At 63.8% G+C, this 14,416-nt stretch carries 14 protein-coding genes; 7 read left to right on the forward strand and 7 right to left on the reverse strand.

Going from position 1 to position 14,416, the window contains the following annotated elements; all coding sequences use genetic code 11:
- Positions 1–37: 37 nt before the first annotated feature.
- Positions 38–739 carry a GIN domain-containing protein gene (locus tag FMM02_RS05125; RefSeq protein ID WP_187107852.1) on the forward strand — a complete coding sequence of 234 codons (702 nt, stop codon included), beginning with the start codon at positions 38–40 and terminating at the stop codon, positions 737–739.
- A gap of 42 nt (positions 740–781) precedes the next feature.
- Here the strand turns inward: FMM02_RS05125 and FMM02_RS05130 are convergent, their stop codons facing one another.
- Positions 782–1,183 (reverse strand): DUF1489 family protein, encoded by a 402-nt coding sequence (locus FMM02_RS05130; RefSeq protein ID WP_147493852.1) that lies wholly within the window; start codon positions 1,181–1,183, stop codon positions 782–784.
- A 39-nt stretch (positions 1,184–1,222) separates the two neighbouring features.
- A complete protein-coding gene (mgtE, locus tag FMM02_RS05135) occupies positions 1,223–2,647 on the reverse strand; it encodes a magnesium transporter (protein ID WP_147493853.1) in 1,425 nt (474 codons plus the stop codon).
- 117 nt (positions 2,648–2,764) lie between these two features.
- On the opposite strand from mgtE, the gene FMM02_RS05140 reads away from it, so the two are divergent.
- Positions 2,765–3,220 carry a peptidylprolyl isomerase gene (locus tag FMM02_RS05140; protein ID WP_147493854.1) on the forward strand — a complete coding sequence of 152 codons (456 nt, stop codon included), beginning with the start codon at positions 2,765–2,767 and terminating at the stop codon, positions 3,218–3,220.
- On the opposite strand, the gene FMM02_RS05145 is transcribed toward FMM02_RS05140, so the two are convergent.
- The gene (locus FMM02_RS05145) at positions 3,217–4,458 is read right to left on the reverse strand and encodes a DUF418 domain-containing protein (RefSeq protein WP_187107853.1); all 1,242 of its coding nucleotides are present in this window, start codon (positions 4,456–4,458) and stop codon (positions 3,217–3,219) included. The two genes, FMM02_RS05140 and FMM02_RS05145, sit on opposite strands and share 4 nt — an antisense overlap.
- Before the next feature lie 75 nt (positions 4,459–4,533).
- On the opposite strand from FMM02_RS05145, the gene FMM02_RS05150 reads away from it, so the two are divergent.
- Positions 4,534–5,289: an SDR family NAD(P)-dependent oxidoreductase gene (locus FMM02_RS05150; protein WP_246104829.1), complete on the forward strand. Its 756-nt coding sequence runs from the start codon at positions 4,534–4,536 to the stop codon at positions 5,287–5,289.
- Here FMM02_RS05150 and FMM02_RS05155 read toward each other — a convergent pair.
- A complete protein-coding gene (locus FMM02_RS05155) occupies positions 5,286–7,151 on the reverse strand; it encodes an adenylate/guanylate cyclase domain-containing protein (protein WP_147493857.1) in 1,866 nt (621 codons plus the stop codon). The genes FMM02_RS05150 and FMM02_RS05155 overlap by 4 nt on opposite strands.
- 303 nt (positions 7,152–7,454) lie before the next feature.
- Between FMM02_RS05155 and FMM02_RS05160 the strand changes: the two genes are divergently transcribed.
- Entirely contained in the window at positions 7,455–9,764 is a 2,310-nt protein-coding gene (locus FMM02_RS05160) for a CDC48 family AAA ATPase (RefSeq protein WP_147493858.1), read from the forward strand.
- Here the strand turns inward: FMM02_RS05160 and FMM02_RS05165 are convergent.
- Positions 9,761–11,062 (reverse strand): MFS transporter, encoded by a 1,302-nt coding sequence (locus tag FMM02_RS05165; protein WP_147493859.1) that lies wholly within the window; start codon positions 11,060–11,062, stop codon positions 9,761–9,763. The genes FMM02_RS05160 and FMM02_RS05165 overlap by 4 nt on opposite strands.
- Positions 11,063–11,286: 224 nt before the next feature.
- Between FMM02_RS05165 and FMM02_RS05170 the strand changes: the two genes are divergently transcribed.
- Positions 11,287–11,805 carry a class I SAM-dependent methyltransferase gene (locus FMM02_RS05170; protein WP_147494978.1) on the forward strand — a complete coding sequence of 173 codons (519 nt, stop codon included), beginning with the start codon at positions 11,287–11,289 and terminating at the stop codon, positions 11,803–11,805.
- Here the strand turns inward: FMM02_RS05170 and FMM02_RS05175 are convergent.
- Positions 11,802–12,956, reverse strand: a complete 1,155-nt coding sequence (locus FMM02_RS05175; RefSeq protein ID WP_147493860.1) for a phospholipase D-like domain-containing protein — start codon at positions 12,954–12,956, stop codon at positions 11,802–11,804. The two genes, FMM02_RS05170 and FMM02_RS05175, sit on opposite strands and share 4 nt — an antisense overlap.
- Before the next feature lie 132 nt (positions 12,957–13,088).
- Here FMM02_RS05175 and rpoZ point away from each other — a divergent pair, with 132 nt between their 5' ends.
- Positions 13,089–13,430, forward strand: coding sequence for a DNA-directed RNA polymerase subunit omega (rpoZ, locus tag FMM02_RS05180; protein WP_147493861.1), 342 nt, complete (start codon positions 13,089–13,091; stop codon positions 13,428–13,430).
- A 46-nt stretch (positions 13,431–13,476) separates the two neighbouring features.
- On the opposite strand, the gene FMM02_RS11345 is transcribed toward rpoZ, so the two are convergent.
- On the reverse strand, positions 13,477–13,977 hold the full coding sequence (locus FMM02_RS11345) for a winged helix-turn-helix transcriptional regulator (RefSeq protein WP_246104830.1): 501 nt from the start codon (positions 13,975–13,977) through the stop codon (positions 13,477–13,479).
- Between the two features lie 111 nt (positions 13,978–14,088).
- On the opposite strand from FMM02_RS11345, the gene FMM02_RS11350 reads away from it, so the two are divergent.
- Positions 14,089–14,406 carry a CC_3452 family protein gene (locus FMM02_RS11350; RefSeq protein WP_246104831.1) on the forward strand — a complete coding sequence of 106 codons (318 nt, stop codon included), beginning with the start codon at positions 14,089–14,091 and terminating at the stop codon, positions 14,404–14,406.
- Positions 14,407–14,416 lie beyond the last annotated feature (10 nt).

Raw genomic sequence — 14,416 nt, forward strand, 5'->3', positions numbered from 1 at the left:
TGACGTTTCGTTAACCATGCGAGAGCAGGATGGGCGGATGATCGATCGTCTTCCCCTCCTCGCCCTGCTCGTGCTTGCCAGCCTCCCGGCCGGCGCAGCGTCTCCGGGCACGCGCAACTATTCGGTGACCGGGTTCGACCGGGTTCGGCTCGATGGACCTTATAAGCTCGACGTGAAGACCGGCGTTGCGCCCTTCGCCCGCGCAACCGGGTCGCCGCGCGCTCTCGACGCCCTGTCGATTCGGGTCGACGGCCGAACGCTCGTCGTTCGCGGCAACAGCGCGGCCGGCGGCTATCCCGGCGAACCTGCCGGACCCGTCACGATCGAAGTCGGCACCCATGAACTGTCGACCGCCTGGATCAATGGCGCCGGCGGGCTGATGATTGATCGGATCAAGGGCTTGTCGTTCGACCTGTCGATCCAGGGTCCGGGGATGGCCCATGTCGCCCATTCCGATGTCGACCAGCTGCGTGTCGGCATTTCCGGAGCCGGTAGCGTACGGATGGCCGGCAAGGCGGCCAAGATGACCGCAACCATTCGTGGGACGTCAAGCTTCGACAGCCAATCAATGATCGTTCGCGACGCCGTGATCGGCGCGGAAGGCCCGTCGATCGTTCGGGCAACCGTCACCAATTCGGCCAAGGTCGATGCCATCGGCATGGCCATGGTGGCGCTGACCGGCCAACCTGCCTGCACCGCCAAGGCGCGCGGTTCGGCCAGCATCACCGGATGCCGATAGGGCTCATCTCTTTTTTCCTTCGTCCAGCGATGCTTCGCCCGCTCAGACCAAGGCGAGCGCGGCCAGCTTCCCGTAAAGCCGCGGCGGCAGGTCGCTCATCCCTGTGGGATCTTCATCCAGGCCGGGCGCCGCCTCGTCGTCGAGATAGCGCCAGCCCTGATGCGCCCGCTTGGCCCGCGGCGTGACCGGCTGAAGATCGGCCGCACAAACGATATCGATTCGGCCATCGCTGCGGTCGTCGAAGCGCAGGATCTGCTGGCGAGCAACGATCCGATGCTTGACGATCCAGTGGAGCGAACCGCCCACCAATTCGGCCATGCGCTTGGGACGCATTCGGGTCGGCACGCGCACCTCATGGTCGACCGTCACGCGGCGAGCGATGCGATTCTGCAGGGCTTCCAGGCTAGCACAGCCCACGGCAACCTTGGTGAGATGAAGCGGCACCGCCCCCAAGTGGCGGGAAAGCCGCGCGCTTTCAAGCGATTAGCCCGCCAAGCCAGCGGCCGTGGCCAGGCCGAGGAACATGAGGAAGCCCAGCGAGTCGGTGATCATCGTCACGAACACGCTTGAAGCGACGGCAGGGTCGGCCCCCGCGCGTTCGAGCCCCAGCGGGACCAGGACACCGGCCAGTCCGGCAACGACGATGTTGGTCAGCATCGCCGCGGCGATAACCGCGCCCAGCGGCGTGCTTCCCAGCACGACTGTCACCCCCACGCCGATCAGGACGGCGATCGTCAGCCCGTTCATCAGCGCAACCCGGATTTCCCGCCATACGGTACGCCAGTGGTTGGTACCGGTAAGCTGGTTGGTGGCGATCGCTCGTACCGTCACGGCGAGCGTCTGGGTGCCCGCATTGCCGCCGACCCCGGCGACGATCGGCATCAACGCGGCGAGCACCGCCATCCGCTCGATACTTTCTTCGAAAAAGCTAATGATCGTTGCCGCGACCAGCGCGGTGAGCAGGTTTGCCGCGAGCCAGCGCACACGGCTCTTGTAGGTTTCGCCGATCGGCTCGTTGATATCGCCTTCGCCGGCACCTGACAGGAGAAGCGCGTCTTCGCCGGCTTCTTCTTGGATGATGTGGACGATGTCGTCGACCGTGACCATGCCGACCAGCCGTCCGACCGGGTCGATCACCGCCGCCGAGATCAGCCCATATTTCTGGAACTTCAGCGCCACTTCTTCCTGGTCCATGTCGATCGGAATCAGCGTCTGCTTCTTGAGCATGATGTCGCCAACCTGCATCGACCGCGGTGAGCGGAGCACGGTCGACAGCTTGCAGGTGCCGACCGGGTGATGGTCGGGCGATACGACGAAAATCTCCCAAAAATCGGTGGCCAGTTCTTCGGTCGAGCGAAGATAATCGATGACCTGGCCGACATTCCAATGTTCGGGCACCGCGATCAGATCGCGCTGCATCAGCCGGCCGGCCGTCTCCTCGCCGAAGGTCAGCGCTTCTTCGACCGCGGCCCGATCGTCGGGCTCCATCGCGCGCAGCACGGCGCGCTGGTCGTCTTCTTCCAGATCCTCGATCAGGGCGACGGCGTCGTCGGTGTCGAGCTGCGCCGCGAGGTCGGCAACCTGCTGCGGCTCCATTTCGTCGATCACGTCTTCGCGGACATGCTCGTTGAGCTCGGCGAACACTTCGGCGTCGACGATTCCCGCAAGCGCCTCGATCAGGTCGGCGCGCTCGTCGCCCGGCGCCAGTTCGATCAGATCGGCAATATCGGCGGGGTGAAGCTCGGCGACGAGACCGCGTGCTCGCTCGTCATCGCCGTCCGCGACGGCATCGAAAACCTCGCGGACGAATTCGCGGCGAAGCCGGTCCTCTTTGTCGTGAACCCGGTCCTCGGCCGGCGGCGCGCCGGCATCGGCGGTGTGAGTGGCAATGATGTCGCTGTCGCTCATGCCACTCCCCTAGCCGCTGCGCTCGCCCGGCGAGTGCTACTATGCCCCGGCTCGGACTGGCGCAACCCGCGCCGCGTGCCTACATGGCGCCTTCATTTCCTAAACAAGGACAATTCGATGGCCGACGCCAGCACTCTCACCCTGACCCTTTCGACCGGCGGCGACGTCGTCATCAAGCTTCGCCCCGACCTGGCACCCGCCCATGTCGAGCGGATCGCCAGCCTCGCCAAGGACGGCTTTTACGACGGCGTCGTGTTTCATCGCGTGATTCCGGGCTTCATGGCCCAGGGCGGCGATCCGACCGGTACCGGCATGGGCGGATCGGACCTCCCCGATCTCAAGGCCGAATTCAGTGCCGAGCCGCACGTCCGTGGCACCTGTTCGATGGCCCGGGCGCAGAATCCGAACAGCGCCAACAGCCAGTTCTTCATCTGCTTCGACGACGCGCGCTTTCTCGACAAGCAATATACCGTCTGGGGCAAGGTCGAGAGCGGCATGGAGCATGTCGACGCGCTGCCGACCGGCGAGCCGGTCGCCGACCCGGGCAAGATCGTCAAGGCAACCGTCGCCTAGGCTGCGAAGGCGGCCCGCATCGGCTGGGCGCGGCCATAGGTGAGGCTGCGCCAGAGCCATTCGACCGGCCCGAACCGGAATCGGGCCAGCCACCAGCGGCTGTAGGCGACCTGGAGCGCGAACAGCGCGAGCGACATGGGTATGACGATGACCAGTCCGATTTTGCCGATCAGCCCGAAGCCCCAGCCGTAAAATATGATGCTCTGCAGGATTGTTTGCATCAGGTAATTGGTCAGCGCCATCCTGCCGGCGGGCGCTGACCATTCGAGCCACGCTCCCCGCGTCGGCCGGTCCCAAAGCAGGGCGAACAGCGCGGCATAGCCCAGCGCAAGCGTCGGGGTGCCAACCACATAGGCGCATTCCGCGGCGACGTTGAGCAGCCGGTCGTTGCCCATGGTCAGCGACAATATCGCCCTGGCCGCGGAAAGCGGCAGGCCGATGCCAAGGCCAAACTTGGCGGTGCGGACAAGAAGCGGCCGATATTGTGCAAGATTGGCGTAGATCGCCCTGCGCCCGATCCACAGGCCGAGGAGGAACATGCCCAGCACCTTGGTAAAGCGCATCTGGTAAACAAGGTCACTGAGGCGGAGAAGCGCCTCCCCGGGATGGGCCCGGAGATGCGCGGCAATATCGGGGCTGGCGAAGAGTGCCATTGGCCCCCGGCCAAGATCGCCGCTTGCGGCCCTGATCATCGCGAAAGCCTTTGCGGCTAGCGGAGCAGCAGGATCGATCCCTCCCAAATGGATCATCGCTGACCAGGCGGCGGGAACCAGCCACAGCAGCACAGCCCAGCCTAGCAGCGCCCGGTTGCTCACTTTGCGGAACAGCAGAAGCACCGCGCCCATCGCCGCGTAAAGCGCAACGATATCGCCGAGCCACAGCAGGTAGATATGGGCAAGACCGATCAGAAACAGATAGAACAGCCGGCGCGCATAGCGGCCCACGCCTTCGCCGCGAGCCTCGAACCGGCCAATCTGGATGGCGAACCCAATCCCGAACAGCAGCGAGAAAATCGAATAGAATTTGCCGACCACCAGCCATTCGATCAGCAGTTCGCTGGCAGAGTCGAACCCGGCGAGCGGCAGACCGGTCCGCGTCGCTTCGGGCAGGAATATCCAGCCGCTGAACACCATCATGTTGGCGACAAGGATGCCTAGCAGCGCGTAGCCGCGCAGCGAGTCGAGCAAGGCCGACCGTTCATCGGTCGGAATGGGCGTGCTCGTTCCGGATGCGGACATTGACTTCCCCCTGGCCCCGACTGACATCCAGCTACGCTAAACCGGCAAGTTTCGCCACCGAAATAAAGGGATATCATGGCCGGCATCACCCTTATTACCGGTGCATCCGCCGGCCTCGGCGCCGATTTCGCGCGGCAGTTGTCCGCTAAGGGCCATCGGCTGGTGCTGGCGGCGCGTCGGAAGGACCGGCTCGACGCGCTGGCTAGGGAAGTGGGCAATGCGCGGGTTGTGGCGATCGACCTTGGCGAACCCGGCGCAGCCGGCCGCCTGATCGCCGATATCGATCGCCATGGCGAGATGGTCTCTACCCTGGTCAACAATGCCGGTTTCGGGCTGTGGGGCCGTTTCGACGCCCTCGATGGGCCGCGCCAACGCGGCATGATCGACCTTAATTGCAGCGCGCTGGTCGAATTATGCCATCTGGTTCTGCCGGCGATGCTAGAGCGCGGGCAGGGCGCGATCCTCAACGTCGCTTCGACGGCCGCCTTCCAGCCCGGACCGGGCATGGCGACCTATTTTGCGACCAAGGCGTTCGTGCTCAGCTTTACCGAGGCGCTTCACGAGGAAATGCGGACACGGGGAATCAAGGTCAGCGCGCTCTGTCCCGGCCCGACCGCGACCGAGTTTGGCGCGGTGGCCGGCTACACCGGCAACGGCCTGGTCGACAAGCTGGCGGCCCGGTCGGAGGACGTCGTCCGCGCCGGCCTCGCGGCGCTCGACCGGAACCGGGCGGTGGTGATCCCCGGCCTTGCCAACAAGGCCGGCGCGCAAGGGCATCGCTTCCTGCCGCGCTCGGCGCTCCGCCGGATCGCCGGCCTCATCAAATTCTAGGCGAGTTCGGCGCGGCGGGCCGCCTGTAGCTTTTCGCCGATCGCAACGAACCGATGGTCTTTGCGAATGGGATCGAAATCGGAATCCGTTTCGAACCACATTTCCATTTCCGATCCCGATGAGCTCGACCATATTTCCAGAGCGGCAATCGCCTTGTCCGCTTCGCCGAGCTGCGCATAGGTGCAGGCGGCATTGTAATTCGCGATTGCATCGTCGGGATCGAGGAACATCGCCCGATCCAGCCAGTCGACGGCACGGTCGCGCTCGCCCAGCCGGGCAAGGGTGGCCGCGCCGAGCTGGGCGGGACGGGAATTTTCCGGGTGGATCTTCAAGGCTGCCTCGGCCCGTTTGACACCCATCCGGGCGAACTTTTCGGCGCGCTCCATTTCACCGAGCGCGACCAGCGTGGAATCAAGCAGCAGCGGGCTTTGCCAGTCGTCCGGGTCGACTTCGGCTGCGCGCTCGAAATAGGTCACCGAGCGCTTCAGCTCGCCCATCGTGACGAGATAGCGGGCAAATGCGAGATTGGCGTCGAAATTGCTGGGATCGAGGGCCAGCGCCCGTTCGAAGGCGCCGCGGGCCTCGTCGTTCCGGCCGGCATTGCCCAGGGCAACGCCCTGCGCGGCATAGGCTTCGGGCAGGTTCGGTTCGAGCGACAGGGCCTTGTCGGCCGTTGCCAGGATTTCCTCGGTCGGGATGTCAGCGCGATACCAATTCTCAAGCCGTGCGTCGCAGATCGCGATCCCGGCGTAGGCGCGCGCATAATTGGGGTCGAGCTCGGTCGCCTTGGCAAACATCTGGCGCGACAGGCGCAGCAGCACCTTGGTCGAGTTGAAGAAAAACTGCCGCCCCTTGAGATAATAATTATAGGCTTCGACATTGTCCGTCGGCGCCTTGCCGATCGCCTTCTTTTCCTCGGGAAGCAGCGTGACGCGCAGCTGGTTGACGATATTCTGCGTGATCTCGTCCTGGATTGCGAAAATGTCGGTGAGGTCGCGGTCGTAGCGGTCGGCCCAGACATGGCCGCCATTTTGTCCGTCGATCAGCTGCGCCGTTACGCGAACGCGATTGCCGGCCTTTCGAACGCTTCCTTCGAGGATGTAACGAACCCCGAGTTCCGACGCTGCCTGCTGAAGCTGGATCGGCTTGCCCTTGTAGGTAAAGCTGGTGTTGCGCCCGATAATGAACAGGCCGCTGACCTTCGACAGATCGGTGATGATGTCCTCGGAAATGCCATCCGAAAAATATTCCTGCTCGCTGTCGCCGCTCATGTTGTTGAATGGCAGCACGGCGATCGAGGGACGCTCGTCGACGGCCTCGGCGCTGTTTCCCGACCGCGATTTCCCGGCGCCGATCACCACATTGTAGATGCGAACTGGGGTGTCGATATTCTTGAGCTGCTGTTCACCGGCATCTTCGAACTGCACGTCGGTCTTGGTCATGACATTGTCGCGAACCGATGCCGATACCGCGATCCCGCCAACCCGCGCCGCCGATTCCAGCCGTGAGGCGACGTTAACCCCGTCGCCAAGCAGGTCGTCGCCATCGACGATCACGTCGCCGAGATTGACGCCTATGCGAAATTCGATCTTGCGGTCGTCGGGTACCTGTTCGTTGCGCTGGCGCATGTCGCGCTGGATCACGAGGGCGCATTCGAGCGCGCTGACGACGCTGGGGAATTCGACCAGTGTGCCATCCCCGGTCAGCTTGAAGACGCGGCCGTGATGGTCCTCGATGCAGGGGGTCAGCAGATCGTTACGAAGCGCCTTCAGCGCTTCCAGCGTCGCGATCTCGTTCGCCCCCATCAGCCGGCTGTAACCGACGACATCGGCAGACATGATCGCCGTGAGCCGACGCTCCATTTATGAAGCTCCCCTTGACCTGAGTCGCTGACTAGCATGGACGCCAGTGCTATGCGAGCGATTGACAATCTAATTTAGTTTCTTTGCGATACTCGCACCTGCGATTTTGCACTTGCGAGATAAATGGTGCGGTGCAATAGCGATATTGCCTTTCGAGGCATCCTCTCCTGAGACTTCCGGCCGGGCGGCGACGCCCGGCCTTTTTTTCTTGTCAAACTATCCCCAATTGAACCTCAATCGGAGTCCTGCCGTTCTAGGCTTGGGCAAGGGGCCTGTCGGCAAATCGAGAGAGGAATTTCAGGAATGGCGACTGTCGACGCGCTTTCGCGCAAGGTCCAGGTAGCGAACCTGCCCCCCGCCGACAGCGGTCGCGGCGTCGCCCGCCTGCCGATCAAGCTGATGACTGAGCTCGGCTTGGCGGAAGGCGATGTCATCGAGATCGTCGGCAAGCGCTCCACCGCCGCTCGTGCAATTCGCCCTTATGGCGATGACCAGGGGCTCGACATCATCCGTCTCGACGGTCTGCAGCGGGCCAACGCCGGGGTCGGATCGGGTGAATTCGTCGAGATCCACAAGGCGGTGTCCAAACCCGCGACGCGCGTCGTTTTCGCGCCAACTCAGAATAATGTCCGGCTGCAAGGTTCTGCCCAAGCGCTCCAGCGCAGTTTCGAGGGACGCCCGTTCTGCCAGGGCGATACCGTCGCCACCACCGGGCATCAGCGGGTCAATGCGGACATGCCCGACCATATCCGGCAATTGCTCAATGCCCCCGCCTTTGCCCTGCAGGAGGTACGCCTGACCGTGGTTTCGACGGCGCCCAAGGGCATTGTCCATATCGACGCCGGCACCAAGGTCGAACTGCTCCCCGAATATACCGAGCGCGATGGCGAGCGGCGCGCTGACGTCACCTACGACGATCTCGGCGGGATGCGCGACACGATCGACGCGCTGCGGGAGATGGTCGAGTTGCCACTGCGTCATCCCGAACTGTTCCAGCGGCTCGGCGTCGATCCGCCCAAGGGCGTCTTGCTCCACGGCCCGCCCGGTACGGGCAAGACCCGCCTGGCCCGCGCCGTGGCCAATGAAAGCGATGCCCAATTCTTTCACATCGCCGGTCCCGAGATCATGGGCTCCGCCTATGGCGAAAGCGAGAAACGGCTGCGCGACATCTTCGAGGACGCGGGCAAAGCCGCGCCGTCGATCATCTTCATCGACGAAATTGACTCCATCGCTCCGAAGCGCGGCCAGGTTACCGGCGAAGCGGAGAAGCGGCTGGTTGCCCAGCTGCTGACGCTGATGGATGGGCTTGAGCCCCGCCAGAATCTGGTCGTCATCGCCGCAACCAATCGGCCCGAAGCGATCGACGAGGCGCTGCGGCGGCCCGGCCGCTTCGACCGCGAAATCATCGTTGGCGTTCCCGACCAGACCGGGCGGCGGGAAATCCTCGGGATCCACACTCGGGGAATGCCCCTGGCCGAAGGCGTCGACCTCGATGAGCTGGCCCGTCGCACCTACGGCTTCGTCGGGGCTGACCTCGCCGCCCTGACGCGCGAAGCGGCGCTGGAAGCGGTGCGGCGGATAATGCCGAAGATCGACCTGGCGGAGGAATCGATCCCAACCGAAGTGCTCGACGCGCTGTCGGTCGACGGAAATGATTTCGACAATGCGCTGAAGCGCGTCCAGCCCTCCGCGATGCGCGAAGTGATGGTCCAGATGCCAACGCTGCGCTGGGACGATGTCGGCGGCTTGGACGCCGCACGCGACAAGTTGCGCGAAGGCATCGAACTGCCGCTCAAACATCCCGATGCGTTCCGCCGGCTTGGCATCCGGCCGGCCAAGGGCTTCCTTCTCTACGGCCCGCCCGGTACCGGCAAGACCCTGCTGGCCAAGGCCGCGGCGCGCGAAAGCGAGGCCAATTTCATCGCCACGAAATCAAGCGATCTGCTGAGCAAATGGTATGGTGAAAGCGAGCAGCAGATCGCCCGGCTGTTCGCCCGCGCCCGCCAGGTCGCGCCGACGGTGATCTTCATCGACGAACTCGACAGCCTGGTGCCCGCGCGGGGGGGCGGCATGGGCGAGCCACAAGTGACCGAGCGGGTCGTCAACACCATTCTGGCCGAGATGGACGGGCTTGAAGAACTCAACAACGTCGTATTGATCGGCGCCACCAACCGTCCGAACCTGATCGACCCGGCGTTGCTTCGCCCGGGCCGGTTTGACGAACTGATCTTCGTCGGCACTCCGGATACCGCCGGCCGCCGCCGGATCCTTGCGATCCATACGAAAGACATGCCGCTGGCCAAAGACGTCGACCTGGAGTCGCTGGCGCGCCGCACCGAGCGCTTCACCGGCGCCGACCTGGAAGACCTTGTTCGCCGGGCCGGACTGACCGCGCTGCGCCGGGGACTGGACAGCGCGGAAGTGTCGATGGACGACTTTGAAAAAGCGCTGAAGGAAACCCGCGCGTCGGTGACCGAGCAGATGATCCAGGACTATGAGATGATCGAAAAGACGCTCAAGGCCGACGCCGTGAAGCCGGTCGGCGGAATCGGCTTTGTGCTGCCCGGCATGCTCCAGCCCAAATCGCCGACGAAAGGCGACCCCCCGGCCTAGGCCAAGCGGCGGCGCCCCCAGACCAACAGGAAACCGAGGAGCAATGACCCGGCAATGAACGGTAGGTGCGGGTCGGTCGTGTAGAGCAGCATGCCCAGACCGGGCGCAGCGACGAAGCTGAGCCCGTTGGCGGCGGTGACCACCCCGGCGACGCCGCCCTGTTCGGCGAGCGGCACCGCAAGGCTCGCACCGGCGGTGAAACCCGGCCTGGTCAGCCCGAAACCGAGACTGGCGATGCCGAAGCCGAGGACGATGCCGTAAAGGTCGCCCGCGACCATGGTCGCCAGCAATCCCGCTGCCGCGACCAGCGAGCCCCAGAGGATCAGCGCCCTGGGCCCCAGCGCAAGCTTGGGAATCAGCCCCCACTGTGCCGCAAGCGTCGAGACCGCGCCGGCCATCATGACGATGGCGATCGACTGTTCCGATCCATGGGGAGCCAGTCCCAGCCGGTCGATGACGAAGAAGCCGATGCAGGACAGGGTCGCGGCCTGGGCATGACCGGCGATCACCCCCGCGACAATCCATCTGCGGATTCGCGGATCGCTCCAGCGCAGCGGCCTGACCTTCGGCGCGGTCGCGGCGATAACGCTGGCTCCGGTCGGCGAACTCGCCAGCGAAGGATAGCTCATCGCCGCACCATGTCCTGCCCGCCGTCCGTGCCGGGGCCGTGAATCGTCGGGCAGGCCGATGGCGATTGCCGCGAACACCGCGACCCCGACCGCGGCAAAGGCGAATAACGGTCCTGACAGGCCGAGCAGTGGCAGCACGAACAGCGGCGCCAGCGCCGGGCCGACGATCGTTCCCAGGCTGAAACTGCTGGACAAAGTCGACAGTGCTTCGACCCGTGCCGACCGGCGGGTGCGCGATGCGAGATATGCTTGGGTCGCGCTTGGCGTCGCGCAGCCCAGCGATCCGTAGAGCGCGCGGGCAACGGCAAAAGCGGCGAAGGTCAGTCCCCCCGCCAGAACGCCGTTCAACCCGGCAAACAGCACCAGCCCGCACAGCAGCATCGAGGAAATGAAGCCGCCGACGCCGAGCAAGGTCAGCGCCTTGCGGCCATGCCGGTCGCTTTTCCGGGCCCAGTAGGGCGCAAGCATCACCCACAGCACTGCCGACCAGGTGTAGGAGACGGTTACCCAGAAATCGGACACCCCGATTTCGCGCCCGATCGCCGGCATTACCGACTGGAGCGCGGTGTTGCCCGCTGCCGCAACGAGCATCGCGGCATAAAGAAGCAGGAAGTGCGGCGTCCTGAGTGCGCTTCCGCCGACGCCTTGGCGGACCGGGAGGATTTGCATCAGTTCGCCATAAGCTCGCCAAGTCGTGCGCGATACCCGTCCATTGGCCTTGCCATTCCGCGCGCCATTTGCGAACGGCTTAGCGGTCAATCAAGATGGAGCGCTCCTTGAACGCGTCGCGTGCCAACCAGCTGAACGGTCGTCGCCGTCATGCCCCGCGGGCCGGCCGCGATCGCAAGAGCCCGCGATGGCAGTTCCTTCGCGGCTTCTTCAAGAATCCGCGAATGGTCGGTTCGGTGATCCCCTCAAGCCAGGTGCTGATTGATCGGATGCTCGCGCCGGTCGACTGGGCGAACACGAAATTGTTCGTCGAATATGGGCCCGGCGTGGGCACCTTCACTCGGCCGATCCTTGACCATTTGGCCAAGGACGCGAAGCTGATCGTGATCGACACCAATGCCGATTTCATCGACTATCTGAATGGCGATATCGACGATGACCGGCTGATCGCGGTTCATGGCTCGGCCACCGATGTCGAACAGATCATTGCCGAGCATGGCTTCGACCATGCCGACTATATTCTTTCCGGACTGCCCTTTTCGACCCTGCCGCCGGGTGTGGGCGACGCGATCGGCGCCGCGACCGGCCGGGCGATCCGCGACGGCGGAGCGTTCCTCGTCTATCAATTCAGTCCTAAGGTCCGCGATTTCATTGCCCCGCATTTCGAACGGATCGACCGCGGGTTCGAATGGATCAACGTGCCGCCGGCGACCCTCTTCTGGGCCTGGCGTGACCGGGTTTAGAGCCGGCCAAGATTAAGCCGCCTGGTCAGCGTATAGTCGGCGGTCGTGACAAGGAAAAAGCTGATCGCCTGAACCACCCGCGTCCAAAGGCGCGAACGCTGCCGGTGGAGCTGCGCGGTAATCTGCTGGCAGTCGGCAATTTCCGTTTCGAAATAGGCCCGCATCCGCCGAGCGAACGGCTCGTCGTCGACGCGCAGCATCATTTCCAGGTTGAGATAGAGGCTGCGGATGTCGAAATTGGACGAGCCGATGTGGACAACGTCGTCCAGCACGACCAGCTTGCTGTGCAATTTTGTCCTTTGGTATTCGAAAATCTCGACGCCTTGCCGCAACAGCTTCTTATAGGTGTAGCGCGCCGCCGCGATGGTCGCATGATTGTCGGACTTCGCGGCCGAAATGATCCGGGCCCGGCCGCGCCTGCCGACGCGTCCGATCCGGCGCAACATCGCCCAGGTCGGCGCGAAGTAGGCGGCGATCATTTCGACATTGCAACTCGACAACAGGTCGCGGCTGGTTGCAGTCGCCCAGGGTGACAGACCGCGGGTCGGACCGCCAAAATTCCACTGAAGCTTTCCGTGGCATTCGCTGTAACGGTGGATGATGCGGTTCAAGGACCGGATCTTCGGCCGTTTTTCCAATACCCAGTCCATCAGTGCGTCATAATAATCCGCCAACCGACCGGCCGCGGGCCCTTCGACGACCAGGCCCAGATCGCGCCAGCCGCCCTCCTCTTCAGGCGCGAAATAACTGTCCTCGATGTTGAATCCGCCGATCAGAACCTTTTGATCGTCGGCCAGCGCAAGCTTCTGATGGCAACGGATAAGGTAGCGGCGTCCAAGCGTCGGATGGAAACGGCAATAGGTCAGACCCTTGGCCTGCAGTTCCGCGAAAAATCCTTCGGGGAAATAGGCGCCGAACCCGTCGACGATCAGCGACACTGCGACCCCCCGGTCCAGCGCCCGACCCATCGCGTCGCGAACCCGTTGGCCCGACCGATCGTCGCGGTAGATATAATAGAGCAGGCGGACCGACCGTTTTGCGCCGTCGATCAGCCCGATGAGCGCATCGAGACGCTCGCTGCCGCCGGTCAACAGGGCCAGTCGGTTGCCGTCCACCTCTAGCGGCTGGGTTAGGTGGGCGAGCTCGGCCATGGCGCCAGTCTGGCAGAGCGGAGTCGCGGCTTGCAAGCAAAGACCGCGCAAAGCGATTTCATTGACTCTCCTCGTCCTTCCCCCTATCCCGCCTCCTTTCCCACGCTTAATGCACGAGAAGCGGAGCGACGAATGGCGCGCGTGACGGTCGAAGATTGTGTCGACAAGATTCCTAACCGGTTTGACCTGGTATTGATGGCAGCGCAGCGCGCTCGCCAGATTTCTGGCGGTGCCGACCTCACCATCGACCGCGATCGCGACAAGAACCCGGTCGTCGCCCTGCGTGAGATTGCCGAGACGACGGTCAAGCCAAAGCATCTCGAGGAGGCGATCGTATCCAACCTCCAGCGGGTCCGCATCGACGAAGACGATGAAACGGACGAACTGGCGTCGCTGAGCGAATCGGCCGAGGCGCTCCGCCTCACCGCCGCTGCGCCGCCGCGGCCTACGCCGTCGGGTGGCGATTACGAATAAGCATCATTGATGCGAAGGGCGGTCCCAACGGGCCGCCCTTTTCGATTCAGGCGCTTGGACGCTTGAGCTTGGCGCCGGTCGTACGGTCGACCCACATCAGCTCATCGAGCTTGAGCGGCCGCCCATCGGCGGCCTGGACGCAAATCTTGCGAACGGGCAACCCGTCGCGCAGGTCCGCTAGGACGATGTCCTGGCAGCCATGCCCCCAGTCCTCGCCCCACTGGCGCAGCGCCAACACGACCGGAAGCAGCGCCTCGCCCTTGGGCGTCAAGGCATAGATAACCTTGCGGCGGTCATCGGGGTCCTGGGTCCGTTCGAGAATGCCACCCTCAACCATCCGTGTGAGCCGGTTAGACAGGATGTTGCGGGCAATCCCCAACCCGGCCTGGAACTGTTCGAAATGCTGAAGTCCGTTCAGCGCGCCGCGCAGGATCAGGAAGGCCCATTTTTCGCCGATCAATTCGACCGCCGCAGGCAACGGGCAGCGCAGGGCCGCCTCTCGGAACGCTTCGATGTCGGGCTCGCCCGCTACAACTGGGTAATTCAACGCTAGACCCCTCTCAACCCGATTTATGCACGAACGATCATGAAATAACAGTTGCGGTGTGAAACTGACTATTGCAGGATAGTTGTTCGATGCAACCTTAGTGAGATCCTGATGACCCGTTTCTTGTTCGTCGCAGCCGCGTCGCTGTTTGCTACCCCGGCCTTGGCTTCCAGCTATTCGGCAACCTTGGGTACCACTTCGACCACGCCGCGCATCATGGGAAAAGATATCGCCTGGTCGTGCGACGCGGGTCGCTGCACCGGAAAAACCGAAACCAGCCGCCCGGTCGTGCTTTGCCAGGATCTTGCCCGTCGTGCCGGCACCGTCGCGCGCTTCCTCGTCGACGGGCGGCCTCTCGACAGCGAACGGCTTGGCCAGTGCAATGCGGTCGCCAAGGGTGCGAGGGCGCCGCTGGCAAGCGCCAACTAACTCTTCCCGA

Origin of the sequence: Sphingomonas xanthus, assembly GCF_007998985.1 — a bacterium.
GTDB lineage: Bacteria > Pseudomonadota > Alphaproteobacteria > Sphingomonadales > Sphingomonadaceae > Sphingomicrobium > Sphingomicrobium xanthum.

Coding starts and splice junctions, on each gene's coding strand:
- FMM02_RS11350 (WP_246104831.1), top strand. CDS start 14,089: ATGACCCGTTTCTTGTTCGTCGCAGCCGCGTCGCTGTTTGCTACCCCG.
- FMM02_RS05175 (WP_147493860.1), bottom strand. CDS start 12,956: ATGGCCGAGCTCGCCCACCTAACCCAGCCGCTAGAGGTGGACGGCAAC.
- FMM02_RS05125 (WP_187107852.1), top strand. CDS start 38: ATGATCGATCGTCTTCCCCTCCTCGCCCTGCTCGTGCTTGCCAGCCTC.
- mgtE (WP_147493853.1), bottom strand. CDS start 2,647: ATGAGCGACAGCGACATCATTGCCACTCACACCGCCGATGCCGGCGCG.
- rpoZ (WP_147493861.1), top strand. CDS start 13,089: ATGGCGCGCGTGACGGTCGAAGATTGTGTCGACAAGATTCCTAACCGG.
- FMM02_RS05145 (WP_187107853.1), bottom strand. CDS start 4,458: ATGTCCGCATCCGGAACGAGCACGCCCATTCCGACCGATGAACGGTCG.
- FMM02_RS05150 (WP_246104829.1), top strand. CDS start 4,534: ATGGCCGGCATCACCCTTATTACCGGTGCATCCGCCGGCCTCGGCGCC.
- FMM02_RS05140 (WP_147493854.1), top strand. CDS start 2,765: ATGGCCGACGCCAGCACTCTCACCCTGACCCTTTCGACCGGCGGCGAC.
- FMM02_RS05155 (WP_147493857.1), bottom strand. CDS start 7,151: ATGGAGCGTCGGCTCACGGCGATCATGTCTGCCGATGTCGTCGGTTAC.
- FMM02_RS05165 (WP_147493859.1), bottom strand. CDS start 11,062: ATGCAAATCCTCCCGGTCCGCCAAGGCGTCGGCGGAAGCGCACTCAGG.
- FMM02_RS05170 (WP_147494978.1), top strand. CDS start 11,287: ATGGTCGGTTCGGTGATCCCCTCAAGCCAGGTGCTGATTGATCGGATG.
- FMM02_RS05160 (WP_147493858.1), top strand. CDS start 7,455: ATGGCGACTGTCGACGCGCTTTCGCGCAAGGTCCAGGTAGCGAACCTG.